Origin of the sequence: Clostridium sp. TF11-13AC, from assembly GCF_003481065.1 — a bacterium.
GTDB lineage: Bacteria > Bacillota > Clostridia > Lachnospirales > Lachnospiraceae > Otoolea > Otoolea fessa.
Genome location: NZ_QUKJ01000005.1, coordinates 91944 through 106949, shown reverse-complemented (window position 1 = coordinate 106949; position 15006 = coordinate 91944). Strand labels below are relative to the sequence as shown.

Sequence of the window (15006 nt, the reverse complement as noted above, 5' to 3'; positions counted from 1 at the left end):
AAAGAAATGACAGAAAATCAGTAAGAATGGAGAACAGGGCATGACATTACTTCAGTTAAAATACGTGGTGGAGGTGGCGGCAGCCGGAACCATCAGCGGGGCGGCAAAAAAACTTTATATTGCACAGCCGAGCCTCACGGCGGCGATCAAGGAACTGGAGCATGAGATTGGTTTTTCCCTGTTTACCCGCACGAACAAGGGCGTGGTGATTTCCCCGGACGGGGAAGAATTTCTGGGGTATGCGAGACAGGTGATCGAGCAGGCAAACCTGATCGAGGAGCGCTATTTTGGCGCTGTGCCGCAGAAACGCCAGTTCTGTGTCTCCACCCAGCACTATTCCTTTGCCGTTGAGGCGTTTGTCGATCTGATCCGCGAGTACGGCGGAGAAGAGTACGATTTCCGTATCCGCGAGACGCAGACGTATGAGCTGATTGAGGATGTGGCGAAGCTTAGGAGCGAGGTTGGCGTGCTGTATCTGAACCGTTTTAACGAGACGGTGATCCGCAAGACGCTGCGGGAACACGACCTCAGATTTACCCGGCTTTTTACAGCAAAGCCCCATGTATTTATCGGTGCGGCCAATCCGCTTGCAAGCCGCAGTTCTATCACCCTGTCGGATTTGGAACCTTATCCGCGTCTGTCTTATGAGCAGGGCGAGCACAATTCCTTTTATTTCTCCGAGGAGATCCTCAGCACGCTGGACAGCCGCAAGGACATCCTGGTGTCCGACCGCGCGACCCTGTTTAATCTTCTGATCGGGCTGAATGGGTATACGATCTGCAGCGGTGTCATCAATGAGGAACTGAACGGACCGAATATTGTAGCGATTCCGCTTGATGTGGACGATTATATGGAGATCGGTTACATTACCCACAATCGCGTGACACCGGGACGGTTTGCGGGACTGTATATTGAGGCGTTGAAGCGGAGAGTGGGAGTGCCGGTTTCCAAAGTGTCTACCCGTGAACCAATAACCAGAATTCCTGTTTCCGACAGGTGATTTTTTGGTTTGACTTTTTTTAAAACAGGAAATATAATAATACCGAAACGAGTAGCAAACGAGTGTAAATCCAGCTTTTGCTGCTCTTTTTTTATTATTTCATAAAGAATGTGCCAAGGTGCATTTTTTATTAAATTTCATAAAAATGCCATTAAAAAGTGTGTTGCCTATCAGCGTAAGTCCAGCTTATGAGATAGGTGCACACTTTTTTATGTAATAGGAAATTCCTTGGAATTCCCTATTACACAAAAAAGGCACTAACGTGCCAATGATGCGCACTCACGCGAAGCAGAAACATGTCGCAAGCGACCGCGCGAGACGCCCGGATGTGCCAAGGCACATTCTTTTTTATGCGGAAAAAAGGAGGATTTAGTTTAAAATGGCAGAAAGCAACAAGATGAAGGATATGCCGGTAAATCAGCTCATGATCCAGATGGGCATACCGATGATTTTATCGATGGCATTGCAGGCAGTCTACAATATCGTGGACAGCGCCTTTGTGGGAAATATGAGGGTAGGAAGCGAAGCCGCCCTGAATGCGCTGACACTGGTGTTCCCGATCCAGATGCTGATGGTGGCAGTGGGAATTGGAACCGGCGTGGGAACGAATGCGCTTCTTGCGAGGATGCTGGGACAGGGAAATAATAAAAAAGCTGCAAAGGCAGCCGGAAACAGCCTGTTTCTGGGTGTGATTATTTATGCGGTATGTCTGTTATTCGGACTCTTTGGAGTAAACGCATATATCGCGTCGCAGACGGTCGATCCGGAGGTTATTTCGATGGGAACGGAGTACCTTCGGATCTGCTGCGTGATTTCGTTTGGAATCGTATTTTTCTCTTTGTTTGAAAAATTATTGCAGGCAACAGGGCGTTCGTTTTATTCGACCATCGGTCAGGTTTTGGGAGCAGTGGTAAATATCATTCTGGACCCGATTATGATCTATGGAATTGGACCTGTCCCGGAGATGGGAGTTGCGGGCGCTGCCTATGCAACGGTGATCGGGCAGGTCATATCGGCGGTTTTATTATTTGTTTTTCATATGAAGTTAAACAAAGAGTTTGAGCATGATTTCACATATATGAAGCCGGATGTCGGAATTATAAGGGAAATCTACGCGATCGGACTTCCTGCGATCATCGCGCAGGCGCTCATGTCTATTATGGTGTATGTGATGAACCTGATTTTGAAATTCAATCCTTCCGCCCAGACGGCGTATGGACTCTTCTACAAAGTACAGCAGTTTGTATTGTTCCTTGCGTTTGGTCTGCGCGACGCCATCACACCGATCATCGCGTTTGCATACGGAATGCATAGCAGAAGGCGGATTCTGGATGGAATTAAATATGGTCTGTTCTATACGGTTGTTCTGATGATTGTGGGCATGGCAATCACAGAGGTTTTCCCAGGGATGTTTGCCGGGTTATTTAATGCCGGATCGTCCAGAGAATACTTTATCGGGGCAATGAGAATCATTTCCATCAGCTTTATTTTTGCCGGAATCAATGTGGCATATCAGGGTATTTATCAGGCGCTCAACAGTGGCATCCAGTCGCTGGTGATTTCACTGCTCAGACAGTTTGTGATTATTCTGCCGTTGGCAGGCATCTTTTCAATCTTTGTGAGAAACGGTCAGGCAGGTGTTTCGCTTATCTGGTGGGCGTTTCCGATCACAGAGCTCGCCGCCTGCCTGGTGGGATATGGATTTTTGAAGAAAATCAGAACGAATAAAGTGGAACATTTGGAGTAAGGAGAGAGGATAGGATGATGGGAAAAAGAATTATTACGGTCAGCCGGGAGTTTGGAAGCGGCGGACGTTTTATCGGTATGGAAGTGGCGCAGAAACTGGGTGTGAAATACTACGATAAGGAGATGATCGGACAGATTGCGGAGCAGTCCGGATTTTCACCGAAGTATATCCAGGAGAATGCGGAATTGTCACCCAAGAAGGGGTTATTTGCCTATGCGTTTTCAGGGCGCGACCAGATGGGACGATCCGTCGAAGACATGATCTATGAAGCGCAGAGAAAGATCATTTTGGATATTGCGGAAAGAGAAGAGTGTGTGATAATAGGTAGAAATGCGGACTTTATCCTGAAAGATCGGGATGACGTTCTGAACGTATTTATACACGGAAATATACCGGAGAAGGTAAAGCGGATCTGCGGCTTATACAATGTTACGGAACAGGAAGCGATCAAAATGACAGAAGACATTGATAAGCGCCGTATGAGCAATTATCGCTTTTACACGGATCAGAAGTGGGGGATGGCAAGTAATTATACACTGTCGCTGAACAGTTCAGTGCTGGGGTATGAGATGTGTGAGAGGATTATTATGGAGTGTGCGGGGCGCTAGGATAGGGCTGACAATAGTCTTTTGTTCTTATAAGTAACAGAAAAACCAGAACTGTGTAGCTGATTTAGTCGACAGTTCTGTTTTTTTGTTTTGGAAGTCCCACATAGATGTGTCAGAACCCATTTTTTATTTCTGAACTTTGTGTGAAATCTTTGCCCAGATGATTGACATAAAGCGGGGGTTCAGCGTTATGATAGGCGGTATGGAAAACAGGGATGAAAAAGTCAAATCTTTTGCCGAAGATAGATTTGTATGGAAATAGGAACGGAATCGGAAAGAGGATGATAGAATGCGGCAGAATAGAGGAATGATTTCATGTCAGCGTCCATAATCAGCACTTCCTTTTTGTAAGAAATGTGGTATACTCGATAGAACATGAAAACCATATTAAAAAGGTGAAAAGCAGAATGAATCATATTTCAATTACAACCCTGGAAGCGCCGGAGCTGGATATCTACGCCCGGCTGAGCGAGGGGCAGTTATTTCATTATAATGAACCAAAGGAAGGTCTTTTCATTGCGGAAAGCCCGAAGGTCATCGGGCGGGCGCTCGACGCGGGATATGAGCCGGTTTCTTTTCTGATGGAAGAACGCCATATTGAGACAGAAGGGCGAGAGATTCTGGAACGCCCGGTGTGTGCGGGAGTGCCTGTGTTTACGGCACCATTTGATGTGCTGACGCGCCTGACCGGCTTTAAACTGACGCGCGGGATGCTGTGTGCGGTGAAACGGAAGAAAATGCCGGGGATCGAGGAAATCTGTGCAGGTGCCAGACAGATCGCGATTCTTGAGAATGTAGAAAATCCTACGAATGTGGGGGCGATTTTCCGGTCAGCGGCGGCGCTCTTTATGGATGCGGTGCTTCTGACACCGGGATGCAGTGACCCGCTGTACCGCCGCGCAAGCCGTGTCAGTATGGGAACAGTGTTTCAGGTGCCGTGGACGTACATTCCGAAGGGCGACTGGGCGGAGAACAGTATGGAAACGCTTAAGAAGCTGGGATTTCGCACGGCGGCGATGGCGCTCAGTGACCGTTCCGTGAGTATCGCGGATCCGGCGCTTTCGCAGGAACAAAAATTAGCAATCATTCTCGGAACCGAGGGTGACGGGTTGGCGGCATCGACGATCGCGGCGTGCGATTACACCGTGAAAATCCCGATGTCACACGGCGTGGATTCGCTCAACGTGGCAGCAGCGAGTGCAGTGGCGTTCTGGCAGCTGGGCATGGGAAACAGGAAATAAAGTTCTGGCTGTGTGAAAAAAAATGTACATTGTTTAACATGCGTTTCAAATGCCAGAAATGAGTGCGGAAATGGATGGAAAGAATCGTTTGGAGGAAGGAGAAAATAGAATGAAGTGTCCAAAATGCGGACAGGAGGCAGTTGGAAATTTTTGCAGTAACTGCGGAACTCCGCTTGTAAATGATACAGTACGCCGAGAACAGGAAACGGTGGGAAGAAAGCCGGAAAATAGCTATGACGACGGTGATTCAGAACAGCGGAATCCAGCTCGGATGGAATCGGATGAGAAAAAGGCGGAATCCGGCTCTGGATCGAAACGAAACAGTCAGGAAAAGCGGAGCAGCCAGAGTCAGGACGCACAGAAGCGTGAGGAAGAGCGCCGCGACAATGAACGCTGCCAATCCCAGGCACAGGAGGATGCCCGCCGCGACCGTGAAGCGGCATCGCGCAGACGACAGGGCGCGAGACGTTCTTCTTCCAGCGCGAAAGAGGATAAGCGGGATGCAAAACAGCAGAAGCAGATGGAAAAACGCCTTCATGCTCTGGAGTCGGAGCGGGAGCGCTCAGAGCGTCAGAAAAATCGGATGGAGCGCAGCCACCAGCGGGAACTGGAACGCCAGTCCCGGGAGGCAGAGCGCACCAGACGGGCGGCGGAGCGCAGTGAGGCGCATACGCAGAGTGACTCAAATGACGGTCCGTCCGTGCTGGATGTGACGGCAGCCGGAGTAACCGGCGTGGTTGTGCTGATGGCGCGCGTGATGCAGGCAGCCAGTTTTCTTCTGATGGCGGGAATCACCTGGGCGAATGCGAAGGCATTTCGGTATGGCGGCGACGATCTGGGCTATATCGGAACTATGATTACCGAGGAAAATTATGGTCTGGGGCTGTATGTAGGGATTGGCGTATTTCTGGTATTGATGGGCGCGATCTGGTGCCTGTGGATTCTGTCAGGCAAGCACGCGGGTGGTAAAGTACGGCTGCAAAAATACGATACGGGGCGCGGATTTATCCCGTTTATAATCATCCTTGTTCTGGTATTAGTAGCCGGTCCGGCAGCGTACCTGATGCCGAAGAATGCGGGCAGCTTACAGCCGATTGTAGACGGCGGCTATGCGGCACTGGAGGCGATCAATGCGAACCACGGATTTCTGCTGTTCTGCAGCATCGGAGGCGCGATCCTTTCGTTTATCCGGAAAATGCTGCTGGTATAATTTTATAATTCATCTAATCGCCCGAACTGATACCCCATTTCCTCCCATTTTGCCAGAAGTTCATCGAGAATCTGAGCGTTGGTCTGCGAAGTGCTGTGCAGAAGGACGATCGCGCCGGGGTGGATGCGCGTCAGAAGCTTGGAAAATGCTTCTTCTTTGGATGGCTGCTGATCCTGCATCCAGTCCACATAGGCGAGACTCCAGAAAAAGGTCTTGTAGCCGAGCTCCTTTGCCATCTGCAGGTTCGATTCACTGTATTTGCCCTGCGGCGGACGGTAATATTTTTTCATTGTCTGCCCGGTGACGGACTGGTAGAGTGTTTCCAGGGCAGTCAGCTCCTTTTCAAATGCTGCTTTGTCGGAAATGCGGGACATATCGGGATGGTGATACGTGTGGTTGGCGACGGTGTGACCCTCTGCGATCATCTGTTTTACCAGTTCAGGACTGGTTTCGAGATAGTTGCCGACGACGAAAAAGGTTGCCGGGACATGGTGTTTTTTCAGTGCTTCCAGAATGGCAGGTGTGCAGCCGTTTTCATATCCGGCGTCGAAGGTCAGATAGATGACGGGCTTGGAGGTATCGCCTACATAGAAAGCGTCAAAGTTTTTTAAAGTGTCGGCGGAGGCATTGCCGACCGGTGTCTGCCCTGGACTGGGAAATCCAAGTCCCCAGTTTCCATCTGCGGAAACCGGAATCGAATCGGAATCAAAGGCAGGCGGGAGCGAGCCACAGGCGATAACAGGCGCTGAAACCGTGTGCCCGGATGGACGGCGCAGGAAATGTGCGGCAGTCTGCCCGGCGAAGAAAGAGATGGCAAACAGGGCGGGAACCAGCAGCGGGGAAATGATGTGCCGGAAACGTGATGGAACAGAATGCATGGGAAAATGAATGAACATGATGTGACCTGAAAGATATATTTTCATTAGTATATGAAAGAAGGGGGAACATCATGTTTTTATTATAATTTGCTGTCCGTGAAATGCACCGAATCGGAAAAACCAAGCGGTACCATATAACAAATTTTATGTGCTGACATAACAAATTAATGCTTGTCATGCCCTTTGTACCTATGTTATTATTATAACGATGCTTAGATGAGATGATCCGAACCCTTGAACAAGGGGAGCTGGATGAAAAGCAGACCATGAAATTATGATGAAATAAATAAGAGAAACAAGGAGGATGTTGAAGGATGAAGCCTTATAGCGAGATGACGAAAGAAGAACTTCTGGAGCTTAAGCGTGATCTGAGCGATCAGTACCGGGAGTTTCAGGGCAAGAATCTGACGCTGGATATGTCACGCGGTAAGCCAAGTGCAGAGCAGCTTGATTTATCGATGGGAATGATGGACGTACTGAGCAGCGACAGTGATCTGACCTGCGAAGATGGGACAGACTGCCGCAATTACGGCGGTCTGGACGGTATCAGCGAGGCGAAGGAGCTGTTAGCGGATATGATCGAGGTTCCGGCTGACAATATCATTATCTATGGAAACTCCAGCCTGAACGTAATGTACGACACCATCTCCCGTTCTGTGACTCATGGCGTTATGGGAAATACCCCGTGGTGCAAGCTTGACAAGGTTAAATTCCTGTGTCCGGTACCGGGATATGACAGACATTTCTCCATTACTGAATATTTTGGCATCGAGATGATCAACATTCCGATGACCGCAGATGGTCCGGATATGGATCTGGTAGAGCAGTATGTGACAACCGACCCGACCGTAAAGGGAATCTGGTGCGTTCCGAAGTACTCTAACCCGACCGGCAATTCCTACTCCGATCAGACGGTACGCCGTCTGGCACGCATGCATCCGGCTGCTCCGGATTTCCGTATCTACTGGGACAATGCATACGGTATCCATCATTTATATGACGATGAGCAGGATCATGTGCTGGAGATTCTGGCAGAATGTAAGAAAGCCGGTAACCCGGATATGGTTTACAAATTCTCTTCAACTTCCAAGATTACCTTCCCGGGTTCTGGTATTGCGGCAATCGCAACTTCCCACAACAACCTGGACGATATCAAGAAGCAGTTAAAGATCCAGACTATCGGTCATGATAAGGTGAATCAGCTCCGCCACGTGCGTTTCTTCAAGGATATCCACGGCATGGTAGAGCACATGAGAAAGCACGCCAACATCCTGCGTCCGAAATTCGAGGCTGTTGAGAACATTCTCGACCGCGAGTTAGGCGGACTGGAGATTGGTACCTGGACAAAACCGCACGGCGGCTACTTCATTTCCTTTGATTCCCTGAACGGCTGTGCGAAGGAGATCGTTGCGAAGTGCAAGAAAGCAGGCGTTGTTATGACCGGAGCCGGTGCAACTTATCCATATGGCAAGGATCCGGAAGACCGCAACATCCGTATTGCTCCGTCCTATCCGCCGCTGCAGGATCTGATCATTGCAACTGAGCTCTTCACTCTCTGCGTGAAGCTGGTCAGCGTAAACAAGCTGTTAGAGGAAATGTAATAGCAGGAGTAACTGTAAATGCAGAAGACAGTTACGTTTCAATCATAAAACTGCCGGATCAGAGTCCGGTGTGTTACAGAAAGTACAGGAATTGTATGGGGATGTCGAAGGACCGCTGCCCATACAATTCTTTTTTCGGAGAAAAAGTGATGATAAAGGAAAAATTATCCCTGCTCTGGGGAAAGTTTGTAAACAGGGAGACGATATCGTATCTGATATTTGGTGTCCTGACGACGCTGGTGGACTGGATTTCCTATGCGGTTTTCCGCCACAACGGTATGAACTACCGTATGGCGACGATCTGCTGTCAGGCGGCGGCGATCCTGTTTGCATATGTGACAAACAAGATCTGGGTATTTCGAAGCTACAATTTCCGCCCTGTATATCTTCTTAAGGAAATGGCTTCGTTTTTCTCCTGCCGTATTCTCACATCGGTGTTCACGTATGTGGCGATGATCGTGATGGTAGACGGCATGGGAATCAAACAGGATATGATCTGTAAGATTGTGGTATCAGCGATCTCGCTGGTGCTGAATTATATTTGCAGTAAATTATTTATTTTCAAAAAGAAAGAATCCTCGAAATAGGGCTGTGTGGGGAAATGACAGCGGAAATGGATGCTGAAGACAGACCGGAAAAGCCGGAAAGAGTAGAGAAAACGCCGCCTGAACAGGATTCTGGATGGAGGGAAGATGGAGCAAAGAGAACGAGACGAAAGTTCCAGTAAACTGGAAGAAGCACTCAGGGAGCTTACGGGAGCGGAAACAACGGGGAAAATAGAGGAGTATGAGAACGAGCGGGAAGGTGCGGACGTGGATTCGGAGATCGCTTGTACAGATATGAGACGTGCTGAACGAATGCCTGCCTGGAGACAGGAAGAAGATGCCAGAAAATCTAAACTTTCAGAGTCCAGAGCAGATGTCGTTAATGAGTTGAATGATGATGACTGGGAGCAGGAAGAATTAGATGAATTAGATGAGTGGGATGAACCAGAGAAATCACCCCGCGGAATGGGGCGCCTGGCTGCGGTTTTCCGTCCGTCGGATGATCTCCTGGCGGCATTTTTCCTGCCGGTGGTGATTTTGATCCTGATTTTTGCATACCGCGGTATTTTTCCGTTTGGACAGGAAAGCTTTTTGCGGACGGATATGTACCACCAGTATGCGCCATTTTTCTCGGAATTCCGGCATAAGCTTTTAAGTGGCGAGAGCCTGCTTTACAGCTGGGATGTCGGCATGGGCGTAAACTTTGCCGCGCTCTATGCGTATTATCTGGCGAGCCCGTTCAACTGGCTGCTGCTGTTATGCCCGTCGTCCCTGATTATCGAATTTATGACCTACATGATCGTGTTCAAGAGCGGTCTGGCTGGTCTTTCGATGGCGTGGTATCTGAAAAAGCACACGGGTTCACAGAAGTTTGGAGCGTGCTATTTCGGCGTATTCTATGCGCTGTCCGGCTATATGGCGGCGTATAGCTGGAATATCATGTGGCTGGACTGCATCGTGCTGCTGCCGCTGATCCTGCACGGCCTGGAGCGTCTGGTGCGCGAAAAAAAAGGGCTTTTTTACTGCCTGATGCTGGGACTTTCAATCCTGTCCAACTACTATATATCAATTATGATATGCCTCTTCATGGTGATTTACTATGTGGCGCTCCTGCTTCTGGAGAAACGGCCGGGATGGAAAGATTGTCTGCACAGCTTTTTCCTGTTTGGTGTGTATTCGCTTCTGGCGGGTGCGCTGGCGGCTGCGGTGCTTCTTCCGGAGATTGCGGCGCTGCAGAGTACGGCGTCTGGCGATTTTAATTTTCCGACCACACTGGAAATCTACTTCCCGATCTTTGACATGATCGCGCGGCACATCGGAAATGTACAGGTGGAGACGGGACTCGACCATTGGCCGAACCTCTACTGCGGCGTGGCAGTCTACATTTTCATGGGGTTATATTTTCTGAACCGCCGGATTGCGATCCGGGAAAAGGTTGTGTACGGTGTGCTGCTGCTCTTTTTCTATGCCAGCTTTTCGTTCAATGTGCTGAATTTTATCTGGCATGGCTTCCATTACCCGAACAGCCTGCCGTGCCGCCAGTCGTTTATCTATATCGCGCTGGTGCTGACGATGTGTTTCCGGGCGTATCTATATCTGGATGAAATATCCAAACGGCAGTTTGCCGGGGTGACATCCGCCGCGATTGGCTACGTGATTCTGGCAGAAAAGCTGGTGACGGACGATGCGTTTGAGCCAGTTGTCTGGTATGTGGCAGTGGTGCTTCTGCTGCTGTATCTGGGCGTCTTTTATTTCTATCAAAATAAAGAACATTTCGCGTTCACGGCGGCGCTTCTGGCGATGGCGCTGGTGAGTGTGGAGGCGCTTGCCAATATGGCGGCAACGAGTATTCCGACGACGAGCCGGACTGATTATGTGGCAGACAATCAGGATGTTGCAGCGGTGACAGAACCGCTCAAAAAGACGGAATTTTACCGGATTGATAAAACGAATGCGCGCACGAAAAATGATGGCGCGTGGATGCATTTTCCATCCGTATCATTGTTTTCATCGGTGGCAAATGCCGGGGTGACGGATTTCTTCAAACAGATGGGCTGCGAAGGTTCGACGAACGCATACAGCATCGTGGGAAGTACGCCGCTGGTGGATTCGTTATTTTCAATCAAATATGCACTCTATGAGGGTAAGCAGGACAATCCGCGCCTGTCGCTCTATGCATTTTCAGGTGACACGTACCTCTATGAGAATCCGTGGACGCTGCCGCTCGGCTTTATCCTGCCGGACATAGTAGAAACGGGCTGGAAGCGCGATCTTTCTTCGCCAGCGGATGTCCAGAATGATTTATCGGATGTGCTGGGCGTGCCGGAGTGCCTGATTTTCACGGACGGGGAGGAGCAGGGGAATCGTTTTTCCTTTACAGCACCGGAAGATGGGGAGTATTATATAAGTGTTGCAAACCGTCAGATTGATTCGGTTAAACTGGATGTCGGCGGGGAGAGCCGCAACATTGATACGTTGAAACGCGGGTATCTGGTGGAAACCGGATATGTGAAGGCAGGCACATTGATTCTGCTGGAGAGCAATGACAGTGTCGGAAGCATGGACGCGAGCGCGTACCGCTTTGACGAAGCCGGGCTGCGTGCGCTCTATGAGCGCCTCAACCAGCATCCATTTGAACTGGAAACATTGGGAGAGGAGGCGATGAAGGGCACGATCGACGCGGGCGAGGGCGGAACGCTGTTCCTCACGATCCCGTATGACGAGGGCTGGACGGTCACGGTGGATGGAAAAGAAGCTATCACGCGTCCGGTCTGGAAGGCATTTACCGGCGTGGAACTGACGGCGGGAACCCATACGGTGGAACTCAGGTATTATCCGCAGGGACTGCATGAGGGACTGCTGATCAGCGGAGGTGCGCTGTTTGTGCTGGCGGTGATTGTGGCTTCTATGTATATAAGGAAGAAGAAGCAGGGGAAAACTTCTGCAAAAATGAGAAGAACGGTGGAAAAAGAGCCGGATGGCGATTTAAAACTGAGAAATTGAGATACAAAATTTATAGAAAAGAGGTTAAAATCATGAAAAAGCTGGAAGAATATGTAAGAAGCATTCCGGACTTCCCGGAGCCGGGTATCATTTTCCGCGATATTACTACGATTTTACAGGATGCCGACGGACTGCAGCTTGCGATCGACGGAATCCAGAAATCCTTAGAGGGCGTGGATTATGATATTGTGGTTGGTCCGGAGTCCCGCGGGTTTATTTTCGGCGTGCCGGTTGCATATGCGATGCACAAGGGATTCGTGCCGATCCGCAAGAAAGGCAAACTGCCGTGCAAGACGGTATCTGTAAGCTATGATCTGGAGTATGGCAGCGCGGTTCTGGAGATGCATGAGGATGCCATTAAACCGGGACAGAAGGTAGTTATCGTTGACGACCTGATCGCAACCGGCGGAACGACCGAGGCGATTGTCAAGCTCATCGAGAAGATGGGCGGCGAGGTTGTAAAAATCTGCTGCGTGATGGAGCTGGCAGGCTTAAAGGGACGCGAAAAACTGAACGGATATGCGGTGGATGCCCTAATTACCTATGAGGGGAAATAGATAACGGTTCACGGGTAGGCACTTTTGGAACCGAAAGTGCCGTAAGAAAACGTGGCGACAGCAGGAATTTGCCGTATTTAAATGCGAAGCCACGGCAAATTCCGTTACTGGGCACGTATGCGTGAACAGTAACAAAATAGTTTGCCGTTGCATTTTTTGTCAAATATTCGTATAATAGGGGTATTCTATATAATATTTTATTTCATTTGCGTGAACCGCTTTCCGGATTCCGAACGGCAGGCGTTTCAGTTATCTACGGAAGGGTCAGGAGGCATATATGGGAAATTTGGATAAAATAAAAAAGCTGGATCAGGAAATTGAAGCGCCGGCGGATTTTACGAGTCCGGAGGTACTGTATAATGAGTTGATTGCCGCCATTCGCAAGTACCATCCGTCGGATGACATCAGCATGATTGAGAAAGCGTACCAGATCGCGTATGACGCACACAAGGACCAGAGGCGTAAATCAGGTGAACCGTATATCATTCATCCGCTCTGTGTGGCGATCATTCTGGCGGATCTGGAGCTGGATAAAGAGACTCTGGTGGCAGGTATCCTGCACGATGTCGTGGAAGATACGGTCATGACAGAGGAGGAGATCACGGCGATCTTTGGCGAGGAGGTAGCACTTTTAGTAGACGGCGTTACCAAGCTGACCCAGATCTCGTGGACGATCGATAAAGTAGAGATTCAGGCGGAAAACCTGCGTAAGATGTTCTTAGCGATGGCGAAGGACATCCGGGTTATCCTGATTAAGCTGGCAGACCGTCTGCACAATATGCGGACGCTTCAATATATGAAGCCGGAAAAACAGAAAGAAAAGGCGCGTGAAACGATGGATATCTACGCGCCTATTGCTGATCGTCTCGGTATTTCCAAGATCAAGACCGAGCTGGATGATTTGTCTCTCAAATATCTCCAGCCGGAGGTTTACAAAGAATTGTCCGAAAAACTGGCGCTCCGTAAGGACACCAGGGAGGCGTTTATCCATAAGATTATGGATGAAGTCAAGAAACATATGGACGATGCGGGCATCGAAGCCAAGGTAGACGGCCGTGTGAAACATTTCTTCAGCATCTATAAAAAGATGGTAAACCAGGACAAGACGCTGGATCAGATCTATGATATTTTTGCGGTCCGGATTATCGTGGAGAGCGTGAAAGACTGTTATGCGGCGCTCGGTGTCATCCATGAGATGTACAAACCGATTCCGGGACGTTTTAAAGATTATATTGCCATGCCGAAACCGAATATGTACCAGTCGCTGCATACGACTCTGATTGGCAGCAGTGGACAGCCGTTTGAGATTCAGATCCGCACCTATGAGATGCACCGTACCGCTGAGTATGGTATCGCGGCACACTGGAAATATAAGGAGAGCGGCAGCAGCAAGGCGGCGATTGACAGCGCCGAGGCAAAGCTTTCCTGGCTGCGTGAGATCCTGGAATGGCAGCGGGATATGTCCGATAATAAAGAGTTCTTAAGTCTCTTAAAGAGTGATCTGGACCTCTTTACGGATGATGTATACTGCTTTACCCCGACGGGTGATGTCAAGAACCTGCCGAGCGGTTCCACCCCGATCGATTTTGCGTATTCGATCCACAGTGCGGTCGGCAACAAGATGGTTGGTGCCCGTGTCAACGGAAAACTGGTCAACATCGATTATGTCATTAAAAATGGTGACCGTGTCGAGATTATTACCTCCCAGAATTCCAAGGGACCGAGCCGCGACTGGCTGAAACTGGTTAAGAGTACACAGGCGAAGAATAAGATCAACCAGTGGTTCAAGAGCGAGCTGAAAGAGGACAATATCCTGCGCGGCCGTGCGCTTCTGGATAAATATTGTAAGGCGAAGGACATCAATTATTCAGAGTTAAATAAACCGGAATATATGGAAAAGGTCATGAAGCGCTATGCGTACCGTGACTGGGATTCCGTTCTGGCATCGATCGGACATGGCGCCCTCAAAGAGGGACAGGTCATCAATAAGATGCTGGATGAGCGCAACAAGAAATTAAAGAAGGAAGTAACCGACACGACGATCCTCGATAACATGGCGTCGGATGGAAACAAGGTTCCGGTGATCGCAGCCGGGAAGTCGAAGAGCGGTATCGTTGTCAAGGGAATCCACGATCTGGCGGTTCGTTTTTCGAAGTGCTGCAGCCCGGTTCCGGGCGATGAGATCGTCGGATTTGTCACAAGGGGACGCGGTATCTCGATCCACCGGACGGACTGCATCAATGTGATGAATCTGCCGCAGGAAGAGCGTGAGCGCCTGATTGAAGCCGAGTGGCAGCAGCCGGAAGCACAGACGGGCACGGAGAAATACTCCACCGAAATCAAGATCTATGCGAACAACCGCATCGGCATGTTTGTGGATATTTCCAAGGTATTTACCGAGCGCCAGATCGACATTACCTCGATGAATGTGCGGACAAGCAAGCAGGGCAAGGCGACGATCGTCATGACGTTCGATATTCACGGAATTGAGGAATTAAATAAATTATCTGATAAACTCAGACAGATTGAAGGAGTATTAGATATAGAGAGAACTGCCGGATAAGCGGTTCTCTCTATATTTCACAGGTACTTACACCCTGTGAAAGTTTCACATAT

General features: G+C 49.4%; 11 protein-coding genes. 10 read left to right on the top strand and 1 reads right to left on the bottom strand.

The genetic code is table 11. The features are described from left to right. Positions 1-40 precede the first annotated feature (40 nt). The 5 genes from DXD12_RS11265 (at position 41) to DXD12_RS11245 (ending at position 5806) form a co-directional block, all read left to right on the top strand. Positions 41-1000, top strand: a complete 960-nt coding sequence (locus tag DXD12_RS11265) for a LysR family transcriptional regulator (protein ID WP_118638375.1) — start codon at positions 41-43, stop codon at positions 998-1000. 379 nt (positions 1001-1379) lie between these two features. Then, on the top strand, positions 1380-2747 hold the full coding sequence (locus DXD12_RS11260) for an MATE family efflux transporter (RefSeq protein ID WP_118628929.1): 1368 nt from the start codon (positions 1380-1382) through the stop codon (positions 2745-2747). Positions 2748-2761: 14 nt separating this feature from the next. Next, positions 2762-3355, top strand: coding sequence for a cytidylate kinase-like family protein (locus DXD12_RS11255; RefSeq protein WP_333549888.1), 594 nt, complete (start codon positions 2762-2764; stop codon positions 3353-3355). 407 nt (positions 3356-3762) lie between these two features. Further along, positions 3763-4596: an RNA methyltransferase gene (locus DXD12_RS11250; RefSeq protein WP_117796179.1), complete on the top strand. Its 834-nt coding sequence runs from the start codon at positions 3763-3765 to the stop codon at positions 4594-4596. A 109-nt stretch (positions 4597-4705) separates the two neighbouring features. Further along, a complete protein-coding gene (locus tag DXD12_RS11245; RefSeq protein WP_117796178.1) occupies positions 4706-5806 on the top strand; it encodes a zinc ribbon domain-containing protein in 1101 nt (366 codons plus the stop codon). Between the two features lie 2 nt (positions 5807-5808). On the opposite strand, the gene DXD12_RS11240 is transcribed toward DXD12_RS11245, so the two are convergent. Then, positions 5809-6702, bottom strand: coding sequence for a polysaccharide deacetylase family protein (locus tag DXD12_RS11240; protein WP_243017078.1), 894 nt, complete (start codon positions 6700-6702; stop codon positions 5809-5811). Positions 6703-6998: 296 nt separating this feature from the next. Between DXD12_RS11240 and DXD12_RS11235 the strand changes: the two genes are divergently transcribed. The 5 genes from DXD12_RS11235 (at position 6999) to DXD12_RS11215 (ending at position 14953) form a co-directional block, all read left to right on the top strand. Next, the gene (locus DXD12_RS11235; protein WP_117796177.1) at positions 6999-8285 is read left to right on the top strand and encodes an aminotransferase class I/II-fold pyridoxal phosphate-dependent enzyme; all 1287 of its coding nucleotides are present in this window, start codon (positions 6999-7001) and stop codon (positions 8283-8285) included. A gap of 149 nt (positions 8286-8434) precedes the next feature. Continuing rightward, the gene (locus tag DXD12_RS11230; protein WP_117796305.1) at positions 8435-8872 is read left to right on the top strand and encodes a GtrA family protein; all 438 of its coding nucleotides are present in this window, start codon (positions 8435-8437) and stop codon (positions 8870-8872) included. 105 nt (positions 8873-8977) lie between these two features. Next, positions 8978-11833: a YfhO family protein gene (locus DXD12_RS11225; protein ID WP_118638374.1), complete on the top strand. Its 2856-nt coding sequence runs from the start codon at positions 8978-8980 to the stop codon at positions 11831-11833. 32 nt (positions 11834-11865) lie between these two features. Continuing rightward, complete coding sequence (locus DXD12_RS11220) at positions 11866-12390, top strand: adenine phosphoribosyltransferase (RefSeq protein WP_022359322.1); 525 nt, start codon at positions 11866-11868, stop codon at positions 12388-12390. Positions 12391-12667: 277 nt separating this feature from the next. Beyond that, a complete protein-coding gene (locus tag DXD12_RS11215; RefSeq protein WP_022359323.1) occupies positions 12668-14953 on the top strand; it encodes a bifunctional (p)ppGpp synthetase/guanosine-3',5'-bis(diphosphate) 3'-pyrophosphohydrolase in 2286 nt (761 codons plus the stop codon). The last annotated feature ends 53 nt before the right edge of the window (positions 14954-15006 follow it).

Bases quoted from the DNA above. Each gene is read 5' to 3' on its own strand.
- DXD12_RS11225 (WP_118638374.1), top strand. From the start codon at position 8,978: ATGGAGCAAAGAGAACGAGACGAAAGTTCCAGTAAACTGGAAGAAGCA.
- DXD12_RS11230 (WP_117796305.1), top strand. From the start codon at position 8,435: ATGATAAAGGAAAAATTATCCCTGCTCTGGGGAAAGTTTGTAAACAGG.
- DXD12_RS11250 (WP_117796179.1), top strand. From the start codon at position 3,763: ATGAATCATATTTCAATTACAACCCTGGAAGCGCCGGAGCTGGATATC.
- DXD12_RS11255 (WP_333549888.1), top strand. From the start codon at position 2,762: ATGATGGGAAAAAGAATTATTACGGTCAGCCGGGAGTTTGGAAGCGGC.
- DXD12_RS11245 (WP_117796178.1), top strand. From the start codon at position 4,706: ATGAAGTGTCCAAAATGCGGACAGGAGGCAGTTGGAAATTTTTGCAGT.
- DXD12_RS11215 (WP_022359323.1), top strand. From the start codon at position 12,668: ATGGGAAATTTGGATAAAATAAAAAAGCTGGATCAGGAAATTGAAGCG.
- DXD12_RS11235 (WP_117796177.1), top strand. From the start codon at position 6,999: ATGAAGCCTTATAGCGAGATGACGAAAGAAGAACTTCTGGAGCTTAAG.
- DXD12_RS11265 (WP_118638375.1), top strand. From the start codon at position 41: ATGACATTACTTCAGTTAAAATACGTGGTGGAGGTGGCGGCAGCCGGA.
- DXD12_RS11260 (WP_118628929.1), top strand. From the start codon at position 1,380: ATGGCAGAAAGCAACAAGATGAAGGATATGCCGGTAAATCAGCTCATG.
- DXD12_RS11220 (WP_022359322.1), top strand. From the start codon at position 11,866: ATGAAAAAGCTGGAAGAATATGTAAGAAGCATTCCGGACTTCCCGGAG.
- DXD12_RS11240 (WP_243017078.1), bottom strand. From the start codon at position 6,702: ATGTTCATTCATTTTCCCATGCATTCTGTTCCATCACGTTTCCGGCAC.